A 23,763-nucleotide genomic window follows, 5' to 3' on the forward strand; every position below is an offset into this window, starting at 1 on the left:
TTTCAACCTCGATACTTTCAACGCTATAATGCGGTATCCTTTAACTGTATGTTGTTTTTATGAAATCTAGCTTAAGCATTCGCTCCTACACGAAACGTATGAGCCGACATACTCATAGTGATTATCATCAACTGGTGCTTCCTCTCCAGGGCAACATACATATTGATATGGATAGCTATGTCGGAAAGGTGGCGGTTGGCGACTGCATAGTCATCCCCAAAAGTTGTGCTCACGGGTTTAATGCCGAAGAGTCATCACGCTTTATTGTTGCGGATATGACCACTTTGCCCACTCATTTGATGGATAATAGTGTGGCTGTGTTTTCGATTAGCCCGCCTCTACTGAGCTTTATCCAGTTTGTCGAAAAGCAACTTGAGTATCAGGTTAATGATGAAATTGAAAACTCAATGGTTGCAACCTTCTATCTGTTGCTGGAGCAGCAAAAGCGGTCTCGCTCCGTGGATTTGCGTATTCGAGATGTACAGGTTGTGATCGCGGAGCAGCTTGATCAGCCACTCACCATTGCCTCATTAGCGAATGCCGCTTGCTTGAGTCCGACGCAGTTTAAAAAGCTTTTTAAAGAGCAGCTAAAAGTGAGCGTCCATAAGTACATTACACTACAACGTATGGAAAAAGCCAAAGCACTACTGACTCATACAGACCTTCCAGTTCAGTTGATAGCTGAACGAGTTGGTTATAGTGACCTTTCCGCGTTTAGTCGACGGTTTTCAATGCATTTTGGTATGTCTCCTAGAGAGTTTTCCCGATAGTCACTAAAATAGTCTTCTGGAACAAGTATTCCGTCTTTTCAGCACAAAAATCTCTATCGCTTTCTTTTATTCTTTCTACCCTAAAACAGCCATTCACTAGGTAGAAATTACAGTGTTAAAAAAACATTTCACCGACTATCAATTAGGAACTTTATCCATACTTTTTGCTTCAACCCTGTGGGGAACGACGGGCACCGCTGCCAGCTTGGCACCGGATGTCAGTGCTCTCGCCATTGGCGCATTTTCTATGGGTATTGGTGGGTTTATGCAAGCATGTCTATCTGCGAAGTCACTGAAGAGAGATTTTCGAAAAGTCGTACATAAGAAGAAAACGTTACTGATTAGTATTATCGCCTTAGCCACCTACCCACTGGCTTTTTATTCATCAATGCGATTCGCTGGTGTGGCTATTGGTACGGTTATTTCTATCTCCACTGCTCCTTTCTTTTCTGCTTTGTTAGAGTGTCTCTTTAGCCGAAATCAGACCATAACCAAGCGCTGGATGATGAGTTTCGCAATCGGGGTCATTGGCATTACCTTGTTGCTGGCTTCTGAGTCATCCGCAAATAGCTTATTTGATCAGGATATGAAGCATTGGGGTGTATTACTTGGCCTATTGGCAGGTTTGACGTACGCCATTTACTCATGGGGAGTAAAGGCTATGATTGACCACGGCATTGAATCGCAAACGGCCATGGGAAGTGTTTTTGGTATTGGTGGAGTTTTGCTTCTACCAACACTTTTCATCACGGGTGATAATCTATTTGCATCGTCAACTAATACGGCGGTCATGCTCTACATGGCCTTGATTCCAATGGGGTTAGGTTACGTCGCTTTTGGGTTTGGGCTACGGTTTGTTACAGCCAGTGGAGCTAGCATACTCACGCTATTTGAACCTGTTATCGCAGCAGCACTAGCAGTTGCGATTGTTGGGGAAGAAATTTCTTTCATTGGTTGGGTTGGTATAACGTTGACACTTGTGTGTTTGTTTCTTCAGTCGAAAAGTTAAATTAAACCGATATTAGCCAGCCCCAAAAAGGAACGCTGACGGTAGATAAAGTAAGGAGCAGCACCTACTCCCTACTTTACCATTTGAAATTACACCCAGCCTTCTGCCAAGTACATCAATCGCAATTGACTTGGTGAGCCTAGTTTTTCTAGCGCATCTAATTGGACGTCACTCAGGTTTGGGCATTTATCAAGATAAACTCGTCCGTTTGCTGCATCTAGGGGGAGCTTGTAGGTGAGCTTTTCGTTTATTTTACTTGCTTCCCCTTTATCAATCGCTCGAACAGCTGGCATGAGCCAATCCCAATCTTCTCCTAACAGTTTTTTAAACGCCCCGTTAGCAATAGACTCGGTTTTACTTGGTGCATCCTCTGGGCTTAGCTTCAAGATAGAGTCTACGTCAGGAACCAAGTGCTCACTTGGCTCTGAACCCAACATCTTTTTCAGTGTTAATCGAGCGGTTTCCATCTCTTGTGCCTCTTTAGGCGCTTGAGGAGAAGTCATTGCAGTATTCTCCTTAGGACCAAGGTACGCCATTAATGCGCGGACAGAAGCCGGATCTTGCATACTGAAGGTAAAGTCTCCTTTGGCATTAGAAACTTCAAGCCTTGGTAAAACACCAGACATCTCACCTTGCATGAGTTGTTCTTTGACTTCTGTATTTAGTCCGTATGCTCCAGCTTGGTTCGCCACAAAACCACCGCCGCTCATGATAGCAGTCGTTGCCGCAGAACCGATTGCCTCTTTTGCTATCGGTGTGACGCCCACCGTTGCTACAGAGCTAACACCGAACGTGCCCAGGCTCCCCGTCGCCATACCTAACGTAGCTCCAATGCCACCTTCAGCCGACAGTATCGCATGACCTTGAGCCAAGGTTTGCTGCATCGGCATAGAAAGACGTTGATCTCGCCCTGGCAGCTGTGAAATTTGTTCTAACTGATGATGGTAAGCCTCAGCATCACCATTTACGGCCGCTTTGTGCAACTCTCTACCTGTAGAAATCAATAAGCCAACGCCAGGTAATGCCAAGTTAATAACGGCGTTCACACCAGAACCTTTTAGCTTTTCTTTGCCCATCTGCAGCAGTTCAGCAGCGAAGCCATCCATTTTTCCTGGATACTGGGCTTCTAAACTCACCTGCATACGCGGATCTTTGCTGATCGCATCAAACGTATTTTTAAGCTGCTGGTACGTATCGCTGCTCACTTTTATTTCATCCAATAGGCTGACAACTTCTAAGATTTTACGCTCAGTAAGTGGCTCACCGCGATAGCCTGAAGGACTCACTAGGGAGTAAGCCAACAGCGCAACCTCAGGTTTTTCTTGCTTAAGTAGCGCCTGCTTTAAATCAAGGTGAGTTTTGATGTTTTCTTGGAAAAACTTAGTGTATTTGCTTCTCAATACGCCTTCGTGAATAGAAGCAAACTTGTGACCTTTGTGGAATGTGGAAGGCTCTTTTACTTCACCTCTTTTGCTGATCACTCGGTCATCTTTTTGCGCAGCAACTGCACGAAACTGTTCTAGATCAGGTACTGGGCTTTGGCTGATTTTTTGTGTTGTATTAACCATTTTTCTCTCCTACACACGAAGTGATTGAACATGAGCTTGTTCATGATTAGAGGTGGTTGGAATCGCTTGATCCAACATTGCGAAACGCGCTTGCCACAGCTCGGCCTGTTCAATAACTTCGTGAAACCAAGCGGTAAGGTTCGTCGTATTTAGATGCTCAACGGGTTTACGTCCTGCTAAGACAAGCTGTCGACCATTTGGAGCTAAAGCAAGTGCGAGGTTGCCACTACCAATTCCTTGATAGTTAGCATGAGCAAGAAGCTCTAAACCTTTTAGTCGTTGTTCACCGGATTTTTCTAACCCTCCGAACGTTACAGACAACATCAAATCATCCGTATCTGTCGCGATGAAATACAACATGTAGCGATCATCGACCAGTAGCTGACAACGTTCATTTTCTTCAAAATTCAGTTCGGGCAACTCATTGAGTTGGCAAAACTCCAAGAGCAGTTGTTGAATCGTGTTCATAACTTTTTCCTTTTGTTTCAATAACTCTATTGAACAACGATTGCAGATTGAGCGATGTCGGTAATGGCTTTATTTTTGTCACTTTTTCGCCTTCATTGTGAGGTTTTCCGCAGAAATCTCGCTCTAAAATCGAGTTGCCAGAGTAATAAAAAAGAGCAGCTCAGAGCTGCTCTTTCAATAAAGGTTAGATGCTTAGCATGGTGTATTTGCTCACTTCTTTTGCAGATTGACTAACCCAGTTTATGGCTATCAAAAATGACTTCTGTTGGCGGGAACATATTCGAAACAGGTGGTCGTTGTGCATCTCCAAACATTGGTGCACCGAATGCAGATGTCGCCCACGGGTCAACAATTTTCACATCCTTACTCCACGTTGATGGATCTTTTATGTCGCTCCCCTCTTGTCGACCAACCAATACATAAAGGTGTGTACCTGAATGACCCTTTTTAAACGCAACCACTTCTACTTTGGGTTCACTTTCAGGTGTTCCTGACATGCCTTGAATCATCTCAGCGGCGGCAGCAAAGGCAAATGTAGTACAGCAGCCGGCTTTCGCGGTTTGTACTGCCTTAGCAATGTTCTGTAGAGTGCTTAATTGCGGTGCGGTTCCTCTTTGTGCTGCAGCTTGAACTCCGTTTGCGGACATCGTCGCTCTGTGATCTTGCATGATTCGCGCTTGATCCGCGTGAAGCTCTTTTAGTCGTGGCTTTCCTTTTGTTTCATAAAACTGTGACCCCTTAACACCGAACGTATTTAAGTCCGTACAGGCAAAATCACCAAGCTTTTGAAGGTTGGCTTTATGTTCGTTGATAAGCGCGGCACTCGATGAAGCTTTATTGGTTTTGGAAGATGAGGCTGCCGTTTGTGCAGTGGGCCAATTTGAGCTAGGACCAGACGACAATCTCTCAAGATTTTTCAGGCTCCCAAGCGTTAACTTGTTTTCACCGTTCAACACATTTTTCAGCATGAGCTTCGCAACATCTTTAGGAATACCCTGCTTAGTAAGCAGGTTCACTACAATATCTTTCGCTTTATTCTGGTGGCTAATACGCGCGCTGATACTTTTATTTTTTGGTGCGCCCTCTTTAACAAAAATATCTTTACCGTTGTGTGCTCGAACCTCTTTGTCGTCAGCTTGATTTTGTGTCGCCAAATGTGACGTTAACTGACTCAACGAGTGCATTTGCGATGTATTAATATTGACCATGTGTGATGCCTTAAACTTGAATAAATGCGTGTACGTCTGTTTGGCTAAAATCTACAACCGTGTTGTTTTGAAATAACTGTCCCCAAGTATCAACTAATTCGTTCAACTGAATGATTAAGTTAGCAATGTTGGTGAGTTCACTTCCAGTCGCGATAGCAACTTGAAGAACAACGTCTTTGCGTGTTGGATTCACACAAAACTGCACACCACCTGTTTCTCGATACAAAAAGTTGTATTCAAGTAAAACTTGAAGTTTATCTAGCGTAATATCATCTTGTTCTATAAGCAGGTTTTTGGAAATCAATAACTCGCCTTTTTCCTCTACGAGCAGAACATCGACACTGTTGTTTTCAGCAAAATGCAGTGACCACATTTGATCGTCATACGCTGTCACGCGCTCAAGGTTCAGCACTTCTCCTAGCTCAGAGAGAAGCATATTAATCTTTCCTGTATCCATGTTGTGTCCTGTCTAATTTATTATAACTAAGTGACATCGATATATTTATTTCAGCGAAGCCACTTGGGTATAACGGCTCATTTAAATAAGCGAATAAGGATAAAAGAGATTTTATGGCGAGATAGAAACCGACACTTTATTTCAACGTCTCATTTTTATTGCTATTAGCCGTTTTATTGAGAAGAAAAATTAAGGTTAAGCTGGAAAATAAAAGAGCGGCAATCGCCGCTCCAAAAATTAAATAGAAGTAGAAAATCACTTAATACCGTGAAGGCTATTTTCTGCATCCATAACTAAAGGATTGAACGAGTCGTTACGAAGTTCTGCTATCGCGTATAGCATGCGCCCCATGCGACCATTTCCATCGGTAAAGCCATGGTACCCGATAACTCCGGCGAACAAATGTTTACCTAAGTCTTTATCTTCTACAGGGTTCTCTTTCAAAAAGCCTTCAATGTGCTGCTTTAACATGCCCTCACCGCCAATACTTGACGGCAAAGTGCCACCCGAAATATTTGGCCCTCGGTAATCACGCTCAACATTAGGCACCAATCGAGCGTGTAGCTCTTTTAGGTTTTCCATATTCAATAAGTCTTTACCATTAGACGCGTATTCTTTCAGTAAAGACGTAATATTTTCGGCATCGTTTCCTTTAGAGTTAGAAGCATTAATGATCCACGCCGCAGCTCTTTCAACATTATTGGTTACGCCACTTTTGTTAAACGCATCCTCCGCCAGTCCTTCAGCGTATACACCTTGGCTTAGATCGGTGCTTGCTAGACCTTCGATATGACGTTGCGCCGATTTAAGATGCATCACCTCCATATCAAACACCGCTTGCATTTGATTAATGCTACCTGCCGGGTTTTTCTGCGCTGCAGATACACCACCGCCGTAGTCTTTTACTACACGTCCAGCAAGCGACTTCGCTGCACTTTCGCCAATCAGTGATGTGAGGTTTTTACCAGAATCGGTTTCTAACATTGCCTCTGTCATCGCTCGCTCTGCTAACTGGTTTAGCTCAGCAGAGTTCGACTGAACTGATTTACTGTCTAACTTCGCAAAGGCATTTAAGACATCTGATGCGGTTTTTATGCTTCCATCCTTGAAGAACATTTGTCCATGCTCAACAGAAGAAGCAGCTTGTAAACGCTGAGCTTGTCCTTGCTCATTATCAAATACGGCTTTTGTAAGGGCTTTCGCTACCGATTGTGGGCTACCTTCGCGAAACAGTTTTCCTGTCGCTTCAAAAAATCGCGCTACTGCACCATTCGTAGGATTGGCGCGAGTAAATTCTTGGGTCGCTGCGTTGATTTGGTATTCTTTGCCACCAATACTCAGCTTACCTTCGTTAAGTATCTCGTTACGAGCTTGCGGCATGGCGGCCTGCAACGCGCTAACACTTCCAAAACTGATCATGTTTTAAACCCTTAATGTGGAAAAATGAGTGGTATTCGTTTCCGGTACTTCGGTTGTTTTATTGGTTACTTCTTGTGTATTCGCACTTTTTAACCACTCGATGAAATTCGCAAATGACTCATCGAAAAAAGATACAGTTAGCAGTTGCTGAGGCAGGTGTATGAAACCGATATATCCGGTCTCTTCCTCCCAGCATACCGCTGGAGAGCCTTGCGTTAAGGCATCTTTCATATGTTGATGCAAAATATCAGCACTCGGTTTATCACCTGAAATCAGCCCGATAAGCGTCACACGATCTTCTTGTGCACGAATTGTGATTGCTGTGTTTTGCTCAACGAGTAGATGGCAACAATCATCCTCATCAAAAACCAACGGCTCCAATTGGCAGCGGCTGGCAAAATCTGTCAGTAAAGAAGTTATAAATCCATTAGCCATTCGACTAAATAATCCTATTTTTGTTGTTTTAGAGGCGCTGCTTAGTTGCAACACTTATCAACTAAGCAGCTTTCTTAGGTGTATTCTTAAGGATTTATGGCAGTGAATATTTTAGAAATGGTCGGATTTTTTTTGTTTAAAGGCATTAAAATGAAAAAACTCAGCAAGTGCTGAGTTTTTGAGGTTTATTCATGAATCGTAATTTTACGCTCGCTGAGCTGCTTCACCATGGCTTGCTTTAATGCATGCAGCTGTCCATCAATACTGGCGTCGATGATCCCAACTTCTGTTTCCAAAATGCAGCCTCCATTTTTCAAGCGCGCATCTGCTACCACGTCAACATAACCGACTTCAGGGAAATCACTTAATACACCAGCCACCTTTTCTCTCACCTCAACAACCTGCTCTGGGTGGACATGTAAAATGACCTGCTTTTGGTTACTCACCAGTTGCAACGCTTCTCGAACTACACTCACCGTGGTATCGACATCATCGAAGGTATCGATGATCTTACGTACTGCTTCTAACACCACACCTGTCATTTTTTCTTCGACTTGCTGATAGTAGTCATTACAACGTGCTAAGGTTTCAACCATCGTTTGCGCATTTTCAATCTTGGCTTGTGCAAGGCCATCTTGATAACCACGTTGTTTTTCGGTTTCGTAGGCTTGTTGGGCATTAGCAATGATGCTTTCAGCTTTGGAGTTCGCGGCTTCAACTAAGTGTTGCGAATCCAGATAACTGGCATAATCTTTCGCTTTCAGCACCTTTAAGCCAGGTGCCAGCTGCAAATTGTCTGTTTTTATTTCAACAAATGAAACCATTGAGGAATAACCTGTTTTGCGATTTTTTTTGTGAGTCGATACGCCAGATCTCGTTGATCCGCTTCCAACCAGTTAGCTGTTTCCGCGTTTTCGCTAAGTTGCTTTTCTAATTTGAATTGCCAACGAAGAACAACATCTTCTGGTGAGTTAATCAAAATAAACCTCATCCAAAAATATCCCAGCGCCCTCATGCTTGCTTCAACAGACCTTTCATCCAATAGTTCTGGTAACGAACGCTGCCAGCCTTGCGGCCAGCTGGATAACAGCATCGGCCCGTTTTGAATTAAGAACCGAGCGCCTTCCAAACCAAATACGTTGTTCAGAACCTGTTTAGGATGTTTTAAGACAACGCTTCGCATCGCAACGCAATGCAAAGCTCCACCCACCATCAATACGAGTTGATTCAACGCGTCTGTCGGGAGCAATGCCAAACTATGACAAGGTCTGTTAAAAGCCATCTCAGGAACGGGAGGTAACGCCCACTCATTGATACACCATTGGTTGAACATGGGGTTATCTCTCCAGCCTTCGATATTTAGTAACCAAGGCTGCTTTTGCTCTATCCAACTTCTATGGATGTACTGGCAAGGCGCATAGTTAAACTGGTGTTGTACCTGCGCGAGTGGTGTTTCTGGTTTAACCACGCTTCGTGTTCCTACGACACCATGTAAAAGTAGCGATATTCGAGCCGATGAGTGCCGCTACCAAGAACACCAAAATGGCGATAAGATTATTCGCCGTCTCTTTGGTGACCTGAACCGACAAAATGCTTTTAAATTGATTGTTTTGAGTAGCAACTCGAACCTCTGATGAGGGTACCATCACTACGCTGATTCGATCGTAGTTCAACCCCTCAATACTGTTGTTCACTAATAATTTGATCTGCGGAACATATGAATCAAGCGCAATATCTGCCGCGTGTTTAATAAATACGGAGGCAGAAGCTGGAGTTGGACGCTCTCCTGGACGCAGATCTTGATCTTCCAAAACAACATGAACACGTGCCACTAGCACGCCATCAATCTGAGATAAGGTTGAGGAGAGCTCTTGAGATTTCGCGTATACCAAACGTGCTCGTTCTGCTAATGGTGACGAGATCAAATCGTCTTTGGGAAACACTTCTTTCAGTGTGGAAAACTGCTCTCTTGGATAACCTTTTCGCTTTAGCGCGTCTACCGCGAAGGCGATTTGGGAACTGTCTACCATTAACTTGACGGTGTTGTCTTTGTCAGGCTCTTTTGTTGCAACGACACCTTCGGATAGTAAGATCGACAACATCTCATTACCCTCTTTCTGAGTAACGTTGGTGTATAACTCGGTCTGACAACCTACCAGAAACAACGTGAGCATGATGAAAACTGCTCTCATTTTATTCATCATCACTATTGTGCCTTCAATAAGGTTTCTACGTTTTGTGTGGTTTTACCCACGGTTTTCGCGATCAGCTCTTCTTGAAAAGTAATGCGTGTCAGCGCCCACTGCATTTGCAGTAATTGCGCCGGATCATCACCCACCATCTTCATGTTGTCTTGCAGGTTACTTTTCGCGTTATCGATAGTGTTTTTCAACTCGCTGATGTTTTCTAGCAAACCTCCCTCCAGGCCATTACTTGCCTCGGGAACCGACATGGCTTGCTCAAAACGTTCGCTTAAACCGTCTTCGACTTGCGCATCCTGTAACTTATCAATGTTGGTTTGCATCACCTCGGTGTACTGCGTGTTTATCATATGTACTCCTAAGATAAATCTAACTTGTGACTGTGAGTCATGATGTTTTTCACCATCGCATTTTTTTGGATCATGAAGCTAAGTTCATCACGAACCATGTCCAGTGTTGATGCCATATCAGGTAACGACTTCAACTCTGCCCAGCAATGCCATAAGGCTTGTTCTTTCTGGGCACCCAGTGGAAAATGCTGCGCTAGCATTGCTTTTAGTGCTGTTTTATCAGCAGGTGGTTCGGCAATAAGCTGTCCCGAAAAATTCCCTAGTAACTCCTGCTTCAACACCTTTAACAAATCAGATTGTGGCTGCTCGTTGCCTTTTGCACTCTTCGCCTCATGAAAGGCGTACCACATTGCCTCTCGTTTAACTTGAGGGTCGGAAAACGCTTCATTTAACGATGATAAGACACTTTGTTTACTGACAACCTCTGCGTCTTTTAATGATTCGTACCACGCTTTAATCTCCGCCAGTTTCGCTTCTGTTTTCTCTAGCGTCTCTTTTGGAGAAACATGTGAAACTTGCTCTTGCTTGTCACTTCGCTCCATGAGTGCTTTCATCTTGTCTTCATCGCTCCGCTCATAATGGCGCGACTCCGACTGACGCAAAGATTGGTGTTGAAGACTTAGGTTACTTGAATCAATGATCATCCAAGATTCCTAATGTCCTGAGAAAAGCTCGCAGCAAATGCTTGGCTTTCTTCGCTTCCTTGTGACGCAAGTTCTACCCAGCTTTCCGCTTTGCTCAGTAAACCGGCTTTGGCAGAAGCAAGAGCCGCTAAGCTGATCAGATCTGGATAGGCGTTACAAAGTGGTTCGAGTAATTGATGAGCCTCTTCATACAAGCCTTTATTCATGAGGCTCATTGCACGAATCATCGCAACGGTCTCTTCAGAACCTGAGCTTGCTTCAAGGCCATCTGCAATCGTGTTGGCTTCTTGATGACGATGCATACCTGTTGCCATCAGCGCGATTTCAGCCAGCAGTTGGCGCGTTTCTCGTTCCATGCTTTACACCTTCTGGAGAATCGACTGCATCACATCTTTAATCGCACGAGTAGTGGTCGCATTGATATTGTAAACAACAGACCATTTGTTGATCGCGTGCTGAAGCTCGGCAAGCTTTGATGGATCATCGGCATTGGTTTCTAGATTCTTGATGGCTGCCGTCACTTCTGTGTTGGCATCTTTCGCTTGTTGTTCTAACTTAGCTTTAACATCATCAAGGTTTACACTGTTACTAGCATCGTAAAATGACATAAGACTTCCTCGTATTTTTTAGTTAGCTTCGTATGATTCAACGACCGCATGGGCGGCGGTGTAAGCTTCATACTGTTTGAGTAGCAATTGGTACTGCTGTGGTGAGCACCCTAAATCCAACTGACGTTTCACCACCGCTTGTGCTTCTAAGAGCTTGCTCTTAATCTTGTGCACTTCCGCACCGTTTGTGTCGTTATTTAAAATTTGTTCAAGATTTGTCATTGTTCGTCTCGCCTTCATATCCAAGTTCTATTGTTATCACCCGCCCGCCTTTAACCAACTCAATACCAGCAGGTGTAACACTGGATATTCGGTAGCCCTGAGGCGTTCTTGCACCGACCATATAGCGAACGTTATCGGTTAGAATCACATATGGAACCTGGCCAAAGTTAACGCTACGAAACGGGAAATCGATGTTGGTGCCTTTACTCACCTTAGGTATGGATTTCAAAACTAAGTACGGTTTCTCACCATATTGTTCCCGGAAGTCTCGGGTCACACCGTAAAATCGAGTCGTTTCGATATCATCAAGCTCACCACGAACTTCAATGCGATCACCGCTGGTGACCAACTGGACTTTTTTCAGTAGCTCCGCATCCGTCAATAACGCTTTTAGCGTATCCATGTAGGCACCAGCTCGCTGCAGTTCAACCTTCCACGCAATAAGACCCGGCACGTCTCGCTCCAAAATTTGTTCAACTTGGTTCCAGCGGCTGGCATCATCGATATAGCCCGTCAGCAGCAGTGTGCCGGTCTCATCGCCATTTTCGACTTTCACTTGGTGATAGCCGAGGTTGCGCAAAATAAATCGAACCCCGCGACGGATTTCTTCCATCGTTCTTAAGTCACTTTTGTAATTGATGCCCAATACATCAATTCGACCAAGCAGATCGAGTTTCTGTGTTCGGTCTTCAACATAGCCCTCTAAGACTGCTTGGCGTGCGGCGGCATTCCATTCCACGCGAACGTCGCTAAGTTTGAGCTCGCCTAAGATGTTACGTACCAAAACAATGGGTTCTGCTTCTGTAACAATTTCATTGTTGTTTCCGTTAGCTTGGCTGTACCACATACCGGCAAAAATGACACTCGGGACAAAACTACAAAGCAAAGCGATGAGCGTTGTTTTTTTCCAGCTAGAGCGTTGCACAGCAACCACAGGTGTATTCTGTTGGCTAGATTCGTCGCTGACGTTACTCACAATTAACGCATCTTCCGCGTATCCCAGAGCGAACTTCACAACGCCGACCGAGACAACAGCATGGCGTGACAACTCGATACCATCACCTGCAACAGCGATGTCTTCACTGTTAATATTTGCCTCTTCGCAGCCTCGTAAAATGACCGAGTCTTGCTGGCAAACGAGGGTGAAATGGTTCGCTTCGACCCCAGCATCAGACAGTACAAGATCAGCAATAAAGTCGTCACTGCCAAGCACGAGAGCACCTTCAGGTAAGGTGACTTCTACTCCGGTATGCACGCCTGATAAAATACGAATTTTCCATTGCTGCATCGCGGTTAAGACTCCTCTGAAGGGCGCACACACTCACTTTGTGAGTCATCACATTCCAATACTTTCACCCGCCAACCCTTTTGCCCTGTTGGTAATCGGCACTGCGTTAATTGAGACGACTTTTGCTGTGACAATAAGTCTTGTTGATAGCGCTCGGCTTGAACCCTCGATGTGCAGCTATATACTTCCACTACCGATTTAAATTCAGCGCTATTGTTGGAGATGTTGTTAAGCTTGCCGATACTTGGTCGCAAGTCATATTCGTTGCCAATCAACACACTATCGCCAATACCATCCACAACAATTCGAGGTTCTAAAATAAACATTCGTACTGTGCGGCGCTTAGTATTGGTATTACTTCTAAACAGCGCGCCTAAATATGGGATGTCTCCTAGCAATGGCACTTTACGTAACTGATGGCTCACTTCATCTCGGTACACACCACCGATAAGTAAGCTTTGCCCTTGTTTAACCGTCGCTAAGGTGCTGATTTCAGTTTTACGAACGGAAGGAAGGTCATCGACGCCACCATCAGCGATCTTTGCACCGTCTTCGAGATGAAGGCTCAGGTTAATTTCAGGTCGTGCAGCAAATCTATCACCAACGATACGTGGGACAATTCTCAGTAACGTGCCATACGTGACCTCTTCCAGCGCTGCGATTTCTTTACCAACCAGCTTGACGTAAAACGTGCTGCTGTTGTTCAGTACCGCTTCGACATTTTCCTGAGTTAACAATGTTGGTCTTGAAACCACTTGAGCACTGCCTTTGGATTCCAATAAACGAATTTGAGCCAGCAAGTAATTTAGGTTGGTTGAATCAAGCAAGGACTTAAAGTTCTGTCCACTGCCGAGCGTCACATCCCCCGAATTCACATCACCTGTTGTTTTGATATCGACAATGCGGTTGTTTCCGACAGACACTCCCGCTCGCCAATCCACGCCTAACTGACTTAAATCGTTGGCACTGATATCGACAATCGATAGCGCGACTTCAATTCTTGATTGCGGCTGGTCTAATTGCGCGACCAGTTTACGATAGAGCGGTAATCGTGCTTGAGTATCACGAACGATAATCGCATTAAGGCCCGGCTCTGCTTCAACTGTTGCGCCACCATGAACTGAGGCGGTTTTATTACTTTTTACAGGCTTATCTGAACTGGTAACTTCTTTGCTAGACGCACTTGTCACTTGAGTTTGAACACCAGACACGACCCGTTTTAACACCGATGCGATGCCAGGGACCGTAATTGTCTGATCGCGATATGCAATTTCTCTATCCGTTGCAGAAGCGTACTTCAAAGGAATTATCTCAACGAATAATTCGTCGGTTGAATTCGATTTCTGCAGCAAGCGCGTTTCCAATGCCTCCGCCGTTTGTACCACTAAGTCGACATAACGTGGAGGACCCGCAAGATAGACTAACCCTTTGCTCTCAGCAGCTCTCCAACCATAACGAGAATCCCAAACGCCGGTGGAAATTAACGTACTGCGTAGCTCTCTAGCCGTAAGTAATTCCAATTGAAGTAAACGTGAGCGAGTTTCTGTCGCCTTATAGACATGTAAGACGGCACCATCGAAATACCACATCAAGTTGTACACTTGCGATAAGTAATCGAGGAATTCCGCCGGATCTTCAGGGGTAAAACGCCCATTCACTCGATCGTTGACTTTGTCACTAACAGAAACCGAGACACGATAATTTGCACCGAAGTTATTCAACAACTCTTTTAATGAGTCGTTATCTGCATAGTAGCGGAACGGTTGTTCGGGCCAGTGTAAGTCTGTTGCTTGCGCATATCCCAAAGGAACAACACTCACTGCGCATAACAATGCCTTTGTTGCAGCACGTCTAATGTTGGGAAAGATTTTTAGCATCATGGTAACCACACTGTATGGTTGATTGTGTGGTTCACACGTTCTTGTTCCAATAATGCAATGTAACGCTCACAGAGATTGACGTGCTTAGAAAGCAAAGCAGAGAACCGTTCCACCGAACAGTCCTCAACCCGTACTTTACTTTGCAAAATCAATTGCTGATCATCATTGGTTGTCAGTACGCCGCCATCCTCACGAATGGTTTTTAATGAGAGCTGCATGCAACGTTGTAACGCTTGTTCTTGTTGATAATCTAGATGCTCTTTAAACTGGAAGGGTAACGTCGCTTCCCATAAAATCCATGACGCATGTTGCTTGATGGTCAGTGATAACTGGTCAACCTCGATGTTGTAAGAACCATTTTCTGAGGCAATAAAATCCCCTACCTTTAGCGCTTCCGCTAAAGATTTCATCATCTTATCTAACATTTAACGCCCTATTTAGATCTGGCTGAGGTGATTGCAAGCCTGGCCGCACTGACCACTTTGAGTATCAAAATAGTAGTGATCGATATCACCAACAGTTTGCATGTTCTTGAACCATTGCCATACTTTCGCAACCGCATTTTGGTCGTTGTAAACCACATCGCATGCATCCCAAACTTCGTTCAGCTCAGGGGCTTCAAGTCGCACTTCCGAACACCAATTTTTCCACTCAGAAATAAATTGTTCGGTTGTAGAGGTGTACTCCGCGAACCCTTTCAACTCGTCTAAAGACGGTTGCCACTTCTCAATTAACAAACGATGACATTCAATCACTTGCAACTGTTGTTCGCTTAACGTCCCAAGTTGCTTTTTAAGTTGATGCTGCTGGCTCTTAATAAGATCGAGTTGCTGTTGAACAAAGACGGCACTGGTGTCTTCCCCTGATAGCTTCGACCAATATTCCTTCTGAATATCGAGTTGATTGATAAGTTGTTCAACTTTAATCGAAGCATGAAGAGCACTTTGATCGACTTGTCGGTTAATCCACTCGTTGAGTGATAAATGGAAACAAAGCATCAACGTTTTTGGGACAGCCAAATTAAAGCGAAAGCCCAGACGAGAGTTGATGTAGTCCAGCCTTTGTTCGAACGTTGTGATTGTGCTGCTATCACTGAGCTGCGATCCAATTTCCAAAAATAAACGCATGGCAAACCGGTCTATCGAAGCACCAAGTTTTTGATACGTTTTAACTAACTGGCTAGCGCATAGGCTATCGACGACATTTCTATCCAACAAGCGTTGAAGTAAAGATAACTGCTCATAATTTATGACGCCTTCACTCAACAATTGTCGGTGATTGACGTGCACAACATTGAGATCCTGCGTAGGTTTCGAGGCGCTTTCATAACGAGCTCCTCTTTGTAAAACAGTCACTTTCCGCTGTGTCACTATGCTGTCTGGAAAAAGCGAACGGCGTCGCCAATGCTGCTTTTTCATTTATGTTCGTCTCCGCACCCCTTTCGAACAATCCAGAAAGAAAGAGATGTAATAATTTTTAATCGTTCGTTGTTACACGATACATAATAGAATTTACACTGGTGAGTGACTTTCAAAATTAGTCAGAAAATTTTAGTCCCAAGTCATTTCATTTCGCGATAGCCACTTGATCGTCTCCCGAACGTACGCGGCTTGGGGTCGTTCCAAAACGACGACGGTAACTCTGCGTAAAGTAAGACTGGCTGGAAAACCCTGCCTCCATCGCCACATCTACGATGCTCATCTTGCTCGTCAACAGCAGTTTATGAGCATGCAGTAGTCGACGCTCACTGATCCAGGCTCTTGGAGAAATGCCATAGTGCTCATTAAAAAGCTCTTTAAAAGTGGTTAAGCTGGCACCAAACTCCTGCGCGTAGTCTGTCAACTTCCATTCTTTTAAGTAATGCTGTTCCATAAATCGACGTAACCGTTCCGACGTACGGTTTGTTTGTTGTGACAGCAACGCATACAGTGATTCTCCTCCTTTGCTGTGTAGCAAGAGAATGAGTAGTTCTTCGTATTTTAGGCACATAATGGCATCAGGGTACGCTTGTTGCTCAAGCGTCTGCATGCTAGAAAGCACTTGTTCAACGAGTATGTTCAAACCAAAAGTAAACAAACCAGAACAAACTTTGTCTACCTTAGGCAGCATCATCAAGAGATCACTGTGTTTTTGCAGCAACTGACTAACGAGTTCATTGTCGTAAGCAATAATCGACGCTTTGTATGCCCCATCTAGCGGAGAGTACTCTAACAAGTAATCCCCTTGAGATAGAAATACCCCATTTTCTGCAGCAACATCGATTGTGCAATCACCTGTTTGCACTCGAAGCTGACCATTGTGAACGACAACAATGTGAGACTGGTCTGAGTGAAATACTTCGTCAGATTTTTCATAGCAGGAAAAACTACGAATTTTTCGTGAACTCGAGTCGACCCTTTCTGAGTTTAGTTGGCCTGACACATCCATTTTCTACCCTTCATTATTTTGAGTTTCTCAGTGCAAATGTTGAGAAACTTTCAAAGCACTACTTTGATTGTTGTTATTTCTAAGTACTGCTGTATGAATTAAAGAAGCAAAGAAAAGAGCATAGAAGTTCTATCACTTACCATACCCCCCGAATAATTAGCGAATAACCCATGCATTACCTTTACCTAAAGGTAAAAGTTTGACTTAGTAAATTTCTGCTGTCCGTCTTTATTATTTTTATCAGATAGCGTTTATCATTAGCCAAAACTTAAATATCATTTCGTTATTTAAGTTTGGTTGTTTTGTTATACATTAGAATACAATTAAATAGATTTCGGCATCGTTTCGAGAACAAAATTAAATTTCCAAAATCATAAAAATGTATGTTTTATAGCCTAAAACGCCAAGCCAACGTGTTCAAGGAGCGAGATATAATCATAAAAAATACTGTTTTTGCAACAAGTATGAGTCTAAAAAACAACTGACCCGATGACTTCAAAGTCATGTAATTAATGTTTATAAAAGACAACAAATCTTTCACAAAAGGAAAGATATGATCTTTATTTTTATAAATTAGAAAATTCTAATAAAAATGTAGTACTTAAAATTTTATCTGTTTATTTTTGGAACAAGAATCAAGTTTTCTTGTTTATTTCCCTCTAAAAATAAATAGTTCTTTTCTTTTTCCGCAACGAGCTCACCGTTTGAATAAAGCTTTCCAATAATCTTCATTTTTCCTTCACCAGCTTGAATTGGTGCAATTAAAAACGAATACTGCACAGGCAACTGAACACCTTGGTAGCTCTGAGATACCGACTTAAGACATTGATTATCAATAACTTTACATATTTCCACTTCAAGAGAAGTAATCGAAGGTGGAAAGTAGCCGTCGACAGAAACCCAACCATAGACTGATGCCTGACTCTGTGTATCAAAGCCATCCACCCCATTGACGGACACAGTCTGACTGCACCCACTCAGTATGAATAACCCAATAAAACCAGCCCATATAGAATTGTTCATTATGACCCCATAAACGTATTTTATATAATCTAGCTCATTTGAAATTCACACAATTCTTTATGTAAAAATATAAAAGATCAACTTATATTTATACTACAAGCGGACAATAAATCGCATTTTTCAACAACACGTAGTTAACATGGACTGTAATTTCAAAAGCAGTTTCTGCTCACTTTCATTCCTTCCTTAATTGAAGTTTATTAGAGAAAAATGATATTCATATATCTCACTGCCATCGAGATATGCATCTGAACACATTTAATTTTGCCTTTCTATTTCTCTCAACACATTTAAAAGCCAAAATATAATAACAACCGACTAATATTGATAAACATGAAGAGATACATCTAATATTTTCCTTGATAAAATTTCAAAAGGGACTATTCCTATGTCAGCACGCCAAACTATCGATGAGATTTTGCTAAAGTTTGCTCATCAAATAGGCTTGCCTGCACTGCATCTAACGGAAAATGAAGTAAGCTTAGCCTTTGATGATAATCTAAGGGTGCATATCATCTTTCATCCTGAATCGACAACTCTGCAGCTCGAAGCTGAGATTGTTGGCCTTCAAATTGTAAATTCCGATCTCTATCGCTCTTTCTTGGCCTTTAATTATCACTGGCCTGAGCACCAGTTATTTTTTAGTTTGGATAACCACCGACATGTCCTATGTTTAAACCGACTCATTAACATTAGGCGACTGGATTACGAATATTTTGAAACAGCTTTAGCAGAATTGCTGACGCACAGCGAGTCGTGGGAAGCGTTATTGTCTTCTCATGTAACCATTGATGAGGCACCACCGATGCCACAAACTTTAGACTTGAGAGTTTAGGTGTCTTTATGTCCAATGACATCCAATCCACATACACCAATTCATCGGTTCATGACGTTCAACAAGCGCAGCAAAGTGATGCAGTGCCGCAAGGAACGTTTCATGGCCGTAAAGTCACCCTACTCTCCTCATCAGAAAGCAGTATGACGCGAACAAGCTCTAAAAGAGAGCTTGGTGAATGTTTAAATCAATTTGCCAGTCTCGAATCTTGCAATCGCGTTTTGGACTTTGATCCGCAACTCAATATTGACAAGCAAAACGCCGCCGTAGAAAAGCTTATGGAACGAAAAGTGGCGATAATTCAACGTTCCTGATATCACAATATAAGTAGGTTAAACATCTAAGTTAACCTTCAGCCGACAAGCTCACGCTAATAAAAAACCCCGAAGATTCGGGGTTTTGATTCATACTGCTTTTTCTTTATTAATTACTTAGTTTCACTAGAAGAAGCCTAACGGGTCGATGCTGTAGCTAATCAGCAAGTTCTTAGTATTCTGGTAGTGATCCAGCATCATCTTGTGCGTTTCGCGCCCGATACCCGATTTTTTGTAACCACCGAACGCTGCGTGTGCAGGGTAAGCGTGGTAACAGTTAATCCAGATCCGGCCAGCTTCAATATTACGGCCCATACGATATGCAACGTTCGCATCACGTGTCCAAACACCTGCGCCTAAGCCATATTCAGTGTCGTTTGCGATTTCCAACGCTTCAGCCTCATCTTTGAATTTGGTGATAGCGATCACTGGGCCAAAGATTTCTTCTTGGAAGATTCGCATCTTGTTGTGGCCTTCCAACATGGTTGGCTGAATGTAGTACCCCTGGTTGATAGACTCTGGCTGTTCTGACACTCCACCACCAAAGACCACTTTTGCGCCTTCTTCACGGCCGATTTCCAGGTAACTTAAAATCTTATCAAACTGTTCTTGAGAAGCCTGAGCACCAACTTGAGTATCGGTATCGAGCGGATTACCTTGTTTAATCAGCTGTGCACGTTCCGTCAGTTTCTCTACAAACTTGTCATAAATCGCTTCATGAACCAGTACGCGAGATGGACAAGTACAAACTTCACCTTGGTTGAAGAAACCAAGTAACGTACCTTCGATACACTTATCAAGATACTCATCTTCGTAATCGAAGATATCTGAGAAGTAGATGTTTGGAGATTTACCACCTAACTCAACTGTCGATGGGATCAAGTTGTCTGCTGCACATTTCAGAATGTGGTTGCCAACTTGCGTAGACCCGGTAAAAGCGAGTTTCGCAATGCGGTTGCTGGTTGCTAATGCTTGACCCGCTTCAGAACCATATCCGTTTACAACGTTGATGACACCAGGAGGAAGAAGGTCACCGATTTTTTCCATCAGAACCAGAATGGATGTTGGGGTTTGCTCTGCTGGCTTCAATACCACACAGCAGCCCGCCGCTAGTGCCGGTGCTAGTTTCCAAGCCGCCATCAACATTGGGAAGTTCCACGGAATAATTTGACCAACCACACCAATCGGTTCTGGGAAGTGGTAGCTTGCGGTGTGCTCATCCAGTTCTGCCGCACTGCCTTCTTGTGCGCGAATACAGCCAGCGAAGTAACGGAAGTGATCCACTACTAAAGGTAAATCTGCCGCCAAGGTTTCGCGAACTGGTTTGCCGTTTTCCCAAGTTTCTGCAACAGCAAGCTCTTCTAGATGCTGCTCAATACGGTCAGCAATTTTCAGCAAGATGTTCGAACGTTCTGTCACGCTGGTTTTGGCCCATTTTGCTCTGATGTTGTGCGCGGCATCCAGTGCTAAATTAATATCTTCCTCGCCAGAGCGAGCAACTTTACAATACGCTTGTCCGTTGATTGGTGAGATATTGTCAAAGTACTCACCACCCGTTGGTTTTACCCATTCCCCACCGATAAAGTTATCGTAATGCGATTTAAAGTTAACAATGGCATTTTCACTACCTGGCTGTGCATAGATCATAACTCTTCCTTTTGTTTCTCGTTCAATGTGTTATTGCAGTGTCGTATCGCACTGTTCACAAAGAGCATTACGCAAGTCACACGCCAACTACACCACACTTGTTGTTAATTAAATGTAAAACTATGATTACCAAGCGATAACAAACCAAGTGAGCGACGTTTGAGCGGATGTATGGTGTGAACACCAATGTTCAAGTGTTCCAAAATGGCACACCCTCACTGTGACAAAATGGTACAGTCATGGAACTTCAACACATTAGCGATAACAATTGGCTTTCAACTTCATGGGTCAGAAGTGAACAAGCGGGTTTAAAACAGCGTCGACGCCCTGAAGATATTCGAGTAACGCCAGCAACGCTCCAAGATAGGCGTCACCAACTCAACTTTTTGCTAGAGGCAGTCACTCAATTTGCGCTCCCTTTGTTTAATCAGCTATTTGCTCATAGCGACAGTCGCTTAATTTTGACGGATTCAGATGGTGTCATCATCGGCAGTTGGGGACAGCCTAGATTTCGTGAGAAGTTGACGGAAATCTCGCTAAGCTCTGGAGCATGCTGGCAAGAAAAGGTCAAAGGCACCAACGCGATTGGTACAGCCTTGGTTGAAGCAAAGCCCGTTTCTGTTATTGGTGATCAGCACTTTATCCAACACCATCGTTTTATTAGCTGTTCGGCTAATCCTATTTTCGATCATCTTGGTAACCTCATTGGCGTATTAGATATTACGAGCGAGCAAAAGAGACATGACTTCTCAACGCAAGTACTAGTACAAAACATGGTCCAGCAAGTGGAGAATCAACTACTTAACTTGATTCCACAAGGGCATATTCGTGTGGATTTAGCGTGCGAAAAAGGTTTACTGAATAGTGGTTGGCAAGGAATTATCATTGCAAATGAAGACGGACAAGTTTTGGCTCACAATCAAGTAGCCTCTCAACTTTTTGCGCAAAAAAATATCATTGGGCAATCCTTAGACGACATTCTATCCACTCGGGGAAATGAGCACCCTTTCGTTTTCAAAACAAAACCGCTTACCGATAAAGATAGCAAGGTCAAGTCTCGTGCTGTAGCGGCGTCCAATGATCTTCATTATGGCGACTCCGCTGTTGAGCACTGTTGGCAGCAAGCCAATCGCGTCATCGATAAAGACATCAGTTTGTTGATTATCGGAGAGACTGGTGTTGGCAAAAACGAGTTTGTAAAAGCACTCCATAAAAACAGCCAGAGAAAAACGGGACCGTTAGTTTCCGTCAACTGCGGAGCGCTACCAAAAGATCTGCTTGAATCTGAATTGTTTGGCTACGTAGCCGGTGCCTTTACTGGCGCAAACAGCAAAGGCTATCAGGGAAAAATTCGCCAAGCGCACAAAGGGATTTTGTTTCTGGATGAAATCGCAGATTTACCCTTGGAAGCTCAAAGCCGCTTGCTCCATGTATTGCAAGATAAAACCGTGCTTCCCGTGGGTTCCAACCAAAGCATTCAAGTCGATACGCAAATCATTGCAGCCACGCATAAAGATCTGGAACATTTGGTCAGCGAAGGATTGTTCCGCCAAGATTTGTATTATCGCCTTAATGGCTTGATCATTGAGCTACCTCGCTTTGAGGAGCGTGAAGATAAACGACAACTGATTGAGAACATTCATCGGCGTCACGCCGAATCTGAACAACAGCTTTGCCCTCACCTACTTTCTCTGATGCTGTCTTACTCATGGCCAGGAAATTTGCGTGAACTCGATAGTTTAATCAAAGTATCCGCCTTAATGGCGCAAGTTGAAGAAATATTGGAACTCACACACGTCCCAGCCCACCTAAGTAAGAAACTCAGCCAAGCTCAAGAAGGAGCAGCATCCGCTGAACCAACTTCAGAACTGCGTGCAACCGTCGAAGATAAGTTGCTCAAAACATATCAAGCCAACCAGGGGAACATTAGCAAAACGTCTCGTATGCTTGGTGTGAGCCGAAATACCATTTACAGAAAGTTGAAAAGCCTTGGCATATTAAGTTAATTCTACGACCTCAGATACAAAAAGAGCACCGTTGCGGTGCTCTTTCTCTTTGAAACCTAGCTTACAGGCCGCCTTGTTGTTGTGCCTGTTTTACTAATGCCTGACGTTGAGTTTCCTTCTCAGAGATCACTTGATTGTCCTTGTGCATTTCCTGTTCCAATTCTGCTGGAATGAAAACAAAGTACTTGTTAAGAGTCATCTTAGAACCTCAATTTGCTGTGTTAATTACCTTCTTGGTCGACGTAAACAAAACCAGAAAAACATGTTTTACTGGATCCTTGTTGCTAGTTTCAAAAAATAAAGGATGTTCATATAATAAACATCCTCCATGTGGGCGCTAATTATAGGCGTAGTTTAAAGGCTTACCTAGCACTCTTTTTCACCTTTTGTGCAATCTGAGTTTCGATCGAAAAACGGGTTTAATTGCCCGTCGTTACTAAGGTATTGTTAAACAGAGAAAAAAGCTTTTACTGTAACTGACGACAGGGATGAGCTTACGAGTGTAGGTTCACTTGCAATTGTGTATCGTAGAGTTCGAATACGATAATAATAGCGCTACATGCCCTTAATCTGTGTAGTTAAAAACTTTGAAGTGATAGACAACCGAAGTCATATCTGTGCAACTCAGTTTAACGATTTGTCTACCAGTTCAATATTTCACCTTTTTTGAGAAATCTTTAGCCACTTTTTTGTGTGAAACGTCCCAAAAGAGCAGACAATTAAAAGTGTGGCATATGACCACAATTGTCTATCCCCACTTAGCTTCGGGAGGCGTTTATGAAAAGTAACAAACTTGGCCATGTGATGTCTTTCAGCAGAATGTTTTCCTTCATTGCATTCTTGACGGCCACATTCGCATGGATTCTCAGCATGTACGCCCTATTCACTGTTTCTTTAGTGGCTCTTGTGGTCAGTGCAATTCTCTACCTAAAAGACAGGTTTTATCAAAACAAGAAAACGACCACTGAAAAGAGCGCCTAGGCG

At 43.5% G+C, this 23,763-nt stretch carries 28 protein-coding genes; 6 read left to right on the forward strand and 22 right to left on the reverse strand.

Features of this window, described 5'->3' with window-relative positions; translation table 11 throughout:
• The first annotated feature begins 59 nt into the window (after nucleotides 1-59).
• Nucleotides 60-770: a helix-turn-helix domain-containing protein gene (locus tag R7Z41_RS03210; RefSeq protein WP_021707757.1), complete on the forward strand. Its 711-nt coding sequence runs from the start codon at nucleotides 60-62 to the stop codon at nucleotides 768-770.
• 106 nt (nucleotides 771-876) lie between these two features.
• Complete coding sequence (locus R7Z41_RS03215; RefSeq protein WP_373417447.1) at nucleotides 877-1,779, forward strand: DMT family transporter; 903 nt, start codon at nucleotides 877-879, stop codon at nucleotides 1,777-1,779.
• Nucleotides 1,780-1,868: 89 nt separating this feature from the next.
• Here R7Z41_RS03215 and R7Z41_RS03220 read toward each other — a convergent pair whose 3' ends face one another.
• The 20 genes from R7Z41_RS03220 to R7Z41_RS03315 all read right to left on the reverse strand — a co-directional run bounded on the left by R7Z41_RS03220 (nucleotide 1,869) and on the right by R7Z41_RS03315 (nucleotide 17,977).
• Nucleotides 1,869-3,347 (reverse strand): hypothetical protein, encoded by a 1,479-nt coding sequence (locus R7Z41_RS03220; RefSeq protein WP_025768120.1) that lies wholly within the window; start codon nucleotides 3,345-3,347, stop codon nucleotides 1,869-1,871.
• A 9-nt stretch (nucleotides 3,348-3,356) separates the two neighbouring features.
• The gene (locus R7Z41_RS03225; RefSeq protein WP_005377211.1) at nucleotides 3,357-3,815 is read right to left on the reverse strand and encodes a CesT family type III secretion system chaperone; all 459 of its coding nucleotides are present in this window, start codon (nucleotides 3,813-3,815) and stop codon (nucleotides 3,357-3,359) included.
• Between the two features lie 230 nt (nucleotides 3,816-4,045).
• Nucleotides 4,046-5,023: a type III secretion system effector VopR gene (vopR, locus tag R7Z41_RS03230; protein WP_206958220.1), complete on the reverse strand. Its 978-nt coding sequence runs from the start codon at nucleotides 5,021-5,023 to the stop codon at nucleotides 4,046-4,048.
• A 10-nt stretch (nucleotides 5,024-5,033) separates the two neighbouring features.
• The gene (locus R7Z41_RS03235) at nucleotides 5,034-5,480 is read right to left on the reverse strand and encodes a type III secretion system chaperone (protein ID WP_025768119.1); all 447 of its coding nucleotides are present in this window, start codon (nucleotides 5,478-5,480) and stop codon (nucleotides 5,034-5,036) included.
• Between the two features lie 255 nt (nucleotides 5,481-5,735).
• Nucleotides 5,736-6,899, reverse strand: a complete 1,164-nt coding sequence (locus R7Z41_RS03240) for a VopS family T3SS effector adenosine monophosphate-protein transferase (protein WP_206970890.1) — start codon at nucleotides 6,897-6,899, stop codon at nucleotides 5,736-5,738.
• A 3-nt stretch (nucleotides 6,900-6,902) separates the two neighbouring features.
• Entirely contained in the window at nucleotides 6,903-7,334 is a 432-nt protein-coding gene (locus R7Z41_RS03245) for a type III secretion system chaperone (RefSeq protein WP_206970891.1), read from the reverse strand.
• Between the two features lie 185 nt (nucleotides 7,335-7,519).
• Complete coding sequence (locus tag R7Z41_RS03250) at nucleotides 7,520-8,158, reverse strand: HrpE/YscL family type III secretion apparatus protein (protein ID WP_005387146.1); 639 nt, start codon at nucleotides 8,156-8,158, stop codon at nucleotides 7,520-7,522.
• The gene (gene vscK, locus R7Z41_RS03255; RefSeq protein WP_225477596.1) at nucleotides 8,137-8,802 is read right to left on the reverse strand and encodes a SctK family type III secretion system sorting platform protein VscK; all 666 of its coding nucleotides are present in this window, start codon (nucleotides 8,800-8,802) and stop codon (nucleotides 8,137-8,139) included. The genes R7Z41_RS03250 and vscK overlap by 22 nt, the downstream gene beginning before the upstream one ends.
• A complete protein-coding gene (sctJ, locus tag R7Z41_RS03260; protein WP_086012989.1) occupies nucleotides 8,795-9,541 on the reverse strand; it encodes a type III secretion system inner membrane ring lipoprotein SctJ in 747 nt (248 codons plus the stop codon). Before sctJ ends, vscK begins: the two co-directional genes overlap by 8 nt.
• Nucleotides 9,541-9,885 carry a type III secretion system inner rod subunit SctI gene (gene sctI, locus R7Z41_RS03265; protein WP_005387149.1) on the reverse strand — a complete coding sequence of 115 codons (345 nt, stop codon included), beginning with the start codon at nucleotides 9,883-9,885 and terminating at the stop codon, nucleotides 9,541-9,543. The genes sctJ and sctI overlap by 1 nt, the downstream gene beginning before the upstream one ends.
• Before the next feature lie 8 nt (nucleotides 9,886-9,893).
• Nucleotides 9,894-10,529, reverse strand: a complete 636-nt coding sequence (locus tag R7Z41_RS03270; protein WP_025768115.1) for a YopR family T3SS polymerization control protein — start codon at nucleotides 10,527-10,529, stop codon at nucleotides 9,894-9,896.
• Complete coding sequence (locus tag R7Z41_RS03275; RefSeq protein ID WP_005377200.1) at nucleotides 10,526-10,885, reverse strand: YscG family type III secretion system chaperone; 360 nt, start codon at nucleotides 10,883-10,885, stop codon at nucleotides 10,526-10,528. Before R7Z41_RS03275 ends, R7Z41_RS03270 begins: the two co-directional genes overlap by 4 nt.
• Before the next feature lie 3 nt (nucleotides 10,886-10,888).
• Nucleotides 10,889-11,137 carry a type III secretion system needle filament subunit SctF gene (gene sctF, locus R7Z41_RS03280; protein ID WP_005377199.1) on the reverse strand — a complete coding sequence of 83 codons (249 nt, stop codon included), beginning with the start codon at nucleotides 11,135-11,137 and terminating at the stop codon, nucleotides 10,889-10,891.
• Nucleotides 11,138-11,155: 18 nt separating this feature from the next.
• Nucleotides 11,156-11,359 (reverse strand): EscE/YscE/SsaE family type III secretion system needle protein co-chaperone, encoded by a 204-nt coding sequence (locus R7Z41_RS03285; RefSeq protein ID WP_005377198.1) that lies wholly within the window; start codon nucleotides 11,357-11,359, stop codon nucleotides 11,156-11,158.
• Nucleotides 11,346-12,647 carry a type III secretion system inner membrane ring subunit SctD gene (sctD, locus tag R7Z41_RS03290; RefSeq protein ID WP_005377197.1) on the reverse strand — a complete coding sequence of 434 codons (1,302 nt, stop codon included), beginning with the start codon at nucleotides 12,645-12,647 and terminating at the stop codon, nucleotides 11,346-11,348. Before sctD ends, R7Z41_RS03285 begins: the two co-directional genes overlap by 14 nt.
• A gap of 5 nt (nucleotides 12,648-12,652) precedes the next feature.
• Complete coding sequence (gene sctC, locus R7Z41_RS03295) at nucleotides 12,653-14,527, reverse strand: type III secretion system outer membrane ring subunit SctC (protein WP_411913009.1); 1,875 nt, start codon at nucleotides 14,525-14,527, stop codon at nucleotides 12,653-12,655.
• On the reverse strand, nucleotides 14,524-14,952 hold the full coding sequence (locus R7Z41_RS03300; RefSeq protein WP_005377195.1) for a YscB family type III secretion system chaperone: 429 nt from the start codon (nucleotides 14,950-14,952) through the stop codon (nucleotides 14,524-14,526). The genes sctC and R7Z41_RS03300 overlap by 4 nt, the downstream gene beginning before the upstream one ends.
• 12 nt (nucleotides 14,953-14,964) lie before the next feature.
• Nucleotides 14,965-15,945 (reverse strand): T3SS regulon anti-activator ExsD domain-containing protein, encoded by a 981-nt coding sequence (locus tag R7Z41_RS03305; RefSeq protein WP_005377193.1) that lies wholly within the window; start codon nucleotides 15,943-15,945, stop codon nucleotides 14,965-14,967.
• 148 nt (nucleotides 15,946-16,093) lie between these two features.
• Nucleotides 16,094-16,954, reverse strand: a complete 861-nt coding sequence (locus R7Z41_RS03310) for an AraC family transcriptional regulator (RefSeq protein WP_005377191.1) — start codon at nucleotides 16,952-16,954, stop codon at nucleotides 16,094-16,096.
• A gap of 609 nt (nucleotides 16,955-17,563) precedes the next feature.
• Nucleotides 17,564-17,977 (reverse strand): YscW family type III secretion system pilotin, encoded by a 414-nt coding sequence (locus tag R7Z41_RS03315; RefSeq protein ID WP_053350332.1) that lies wholly within the window; start codon nucleotides 17,975-17,977, stop codon nucleotides 17,564-17,566.
• A 388-nt stretch (nucleotides 17,978-18,365) separates the two neighbouring features.
• On the opposite strand from R7Z41_RS03315, the gene exsC reads away from it, so the two are divergent.
• Together exsC and exsE2 are read left to right on the forward strand one after the other, a co-directional pair.
• Entirely contained in the window at nucleotides 18,366-18,812 is a 447-nt protein-coding gene (exsC, locus tag R7Z41_RS03320; RefSeq protein WP_005377174.1) for a type III secretion system regulatory chaperone ExsC, read from the forward strand.
• 8 nt (nucleotides 18,813-18,820) lie between these two features.
• Complete coding sequence (gene exsE2 / locus R7Z41_RS03325) at nucleotides 18,821-19,126, forward strand: T3SS regulon translocated regulator ExsE2 (protein WP_005377171.1); 306 nt, start codon at nucleotides 18,821-18,823, stop codon at nucleotides 19,124-19,126.
• Between the two features lie 126 nt (nucleotides 19,127-19,252).
• Here the strand turns inward: exsE2 and R7Z41_RS03330 are convergent, their stop codons facing one another.
• On the reverse strand, nucleotides 19,253-20,773 hold the full coding sequence (locus tag R7Z41_RS03330; protein WP_005377169.1) for an aldehyde dehydrogenase family protein: 1,521 nt from the start codon (nucleotides 20,771-20,773) through the stop codon (nucleotides 19,253-19,255).
• A 239-nt stretch (nucleotides 20,774-21,012) separates the two neighbouring features.
• On the opposite strand from R7Z41_RS03330, the gene R7Z41_RS03335 reads away from it, so the two are divergent.
• Complete coding sequence (locus R7Z41_RS03335; RefSeq protein WP_206970892.1) at nucleotides 21,013-22,779, forward strand: sigma-54-dependent Fis family transcriptional regulator; 1,767 nt, start codon at nucleotides 21,013-21,015, stop codon at nucleotides 22,777-22,779.
• A gap of 61 nt (nucleotides 22,780-22,840) precedes the next feature.
• Here the strand turns inward: R7Z41_RS03335 and R7Z41_RS03340 are convergent, their stop codons facing one another.
• Complete coding sequence (locus R7Z41_RS03340; protein WP_005377165.1) at nucleotides 22,841-22,978, reverse strand: hypothetical protein; 138 nt, start codon at nucleotides 22,976-22,978, stop codon at nucleotides 22,841-22,843.
• A gap of 578 nt (nucleotides 22,979-23,556) precedes the next feature.
• On the opposite strand from R7Z41_RS03340, the gene R7Z41_RS03345 reads away from it, so the two are divergent.
• A complete protein-coding gene (locus tag R7Z41_RS03345) occupies nucleotides 23,557-23,760 on the forward strand; it encodes a hypothetical protein (RefSeq protein ID WP_005377162.1) in 204 nt (67 codons plus the stop codon).
• Nucleotides 23,761-23,763: the final 3 nt, after the last annotated feature.

This window comes from Vibrio sp. 1457 (assembly GCF_033340195.1).
Classification (GTDB): Bacteria; Pseudomonadota; Gammaproteobacteria; order Enterobacterales; family Vibrionaceae; genus Vibrio; species Vibrio alginolyticus.

Bases quoted from the DNA above. Each gene is read 5' to 3' on its own strand.
- R7Z41_RS03210 (WP_021707757.1), top strand. From the start codon at position 60: ATGAAATCTAGCTTAAGCATTCGCTCCTACACGAAACGTATGAGCCGA.
- R7Z41_RS03220 (WP_025768120.1), bottom strand. From the start codon at position 3,347: ATGGTTAATACAACACAAAAAATCAGCCAAAGCCCAGTACCTGATCTA.
- R7Z41_RS03225 (WP_005377211.1), bottom strand. From the start codon at position 3,815: ATGAACACGATTCAACAACTGCTCTTGGAGTTTTGCCAACTCAATGAG.
- vopR (WP_206958220.1), bottom strand. From the start codon at position 5,023: ATGGTCAATATTAATACATCGCAAATGCACTCGTTGAGTCAGTTAACG.
- R7Z41_RS03235 (WP_025768119.1), bottom strand. From the start codon at position 5,480: ATGGATACAGGAAAGATTAATATGCTTCTCTCTGAGCTAGGAGAAGTG.
- R7Z41_RS03240 (WP_206970890.1), bottom strand. From the start codon at position 6,899: ATGATCAGTTTTGGAAGTGTTAGCGCGTTGCAGGCCGCCATGCCGCAA.
- R7Z41_RS03245 (WP_206970891.1), bottom strand. From the start codon at position 7,334: ATGGCTAATGGATTTATAACTTCTTTACTGACAGATTTTGCCAGCCGC.
- R7Z41_RS03250 (WP_005387146.1), bottom strand. From the start codon at position 8,158: ATGGTTTCATTTGTTGAAATAAAAACAGACAATTTGCAGCTGGCACCT.
- sctI (WP_005387149.1), bottom strand. From the start codon at position 9,885: ATGATAAACACGCAGTACACCGAGGTGATGCAAACCAACATTGATAAG.
- R7Z41_RS03270 (WP_025768115.1), bottom strand. From the start codon at position 10,529: ATGATCATTGATTCAAGTAACCTAAGTCTTCAACACCAATCTTTGCGT.
- R7Z41_RS03275 (WP_005377200.1), bottom strand. From the start codon at position 10,885: ATGGAACGAGAAACGCGCCAACTGCTGGCTGAAATCGCGCTGATGGCA.
- sctF (WP_005377199.1), bottom strand. From the start codon at position 11,137: ATGTCATTTTACGATGCTAGTAACAGTGTAAACCTTGATGATGTTAAA.
- R7Z41_RS03285 (WP_005377198.1), bottom strand. From the start codon at position 11,359: ATGACAAATCTTGAACAAATTTTAAATAACGACACAAACGGTGCGGAA.
- sctD (WP_005377197.1), bottom strand. From the start codon at position 12,647: ATGCAGCAATGGAAAATTCGTATTTTATCAGGCGTGCATACCGGAGTA.
- sctC (WP_411913009.1), bottom strand. From the start codon at position 14,527: ATGATGCTAAAAATCTTTCCCAACATTAGACGTGCTGCAACAAAGGCA.
- R7Z41_RS03300 (WP_005377195.1), bottom strand. From the start codon at position 14,952: ATGTTAGATAAGATGATGAAATCTTTAGCGGAAGCGCTAAAGGTAGGG.
- R7Z41_RS03305 (WP_005377193.1), bottom strand. From the start codon at position 15,945: ATGAAAAAGCAGCATTGGCGACGCCGTTCGCTTTTTCCAGACAGCATA.
- R7Z41_RS03310 (WP_005377191.1), bottom strand. From the start codon at position 16,954: ATGGATGTGTCAGGCCAACTAAACTCAGAAAGGGTCGACTCGAGTTCA.
- R7Z41_RS03315 (WP_053350332.1), bottom strand. From the start codon at position 17,977: ATGAACAATTCTATATGGGCTGGTTTTATTGGGTTATTCATACTGAGT.
- exsC (WP_005377174.1), top strand. From the start codon at position 18,366: ATGTCAGCACGCCAAACTATCGATGAGATTTTGCTAAAGTTTGCTCAT.
- exsE2 (WP_005377171.1), top strand. From the start codon at position 18,821: ATGTCCAATGACATCCAATCCACATACACCAATTCATCGGTTCATGAC.
- R7Z41_RS03330 (WP_005377169.1), bottom strand. From the start codon at position 20,773: ATGATCTATGCACAGCCAGGTAGTGAAAATGCCATTGTTAACTTTAAA.
- R7Z41_RS03335 (WP_206970892.1), top strand. From the start codon at position 21,013: ATGGAACTTCAACACATTAGCGATAACAATTGGCTTTCAACTTCATGG.
- R7Z41_RS03340 (WP_005377165.1), bottom strand. From the start codon at position 22,978: ATGACTCTTAACAAGTACTTTGTTTTCATTCCAGCAGAATTGGAACAG.
- R7Z41_RS03345 (WP_005377162.1), top strand. From the start codon at position 23,557: ATGAAAAGTAACAAACTTGGCCATGTGATGTCTTTCAGCAGAATGTTT.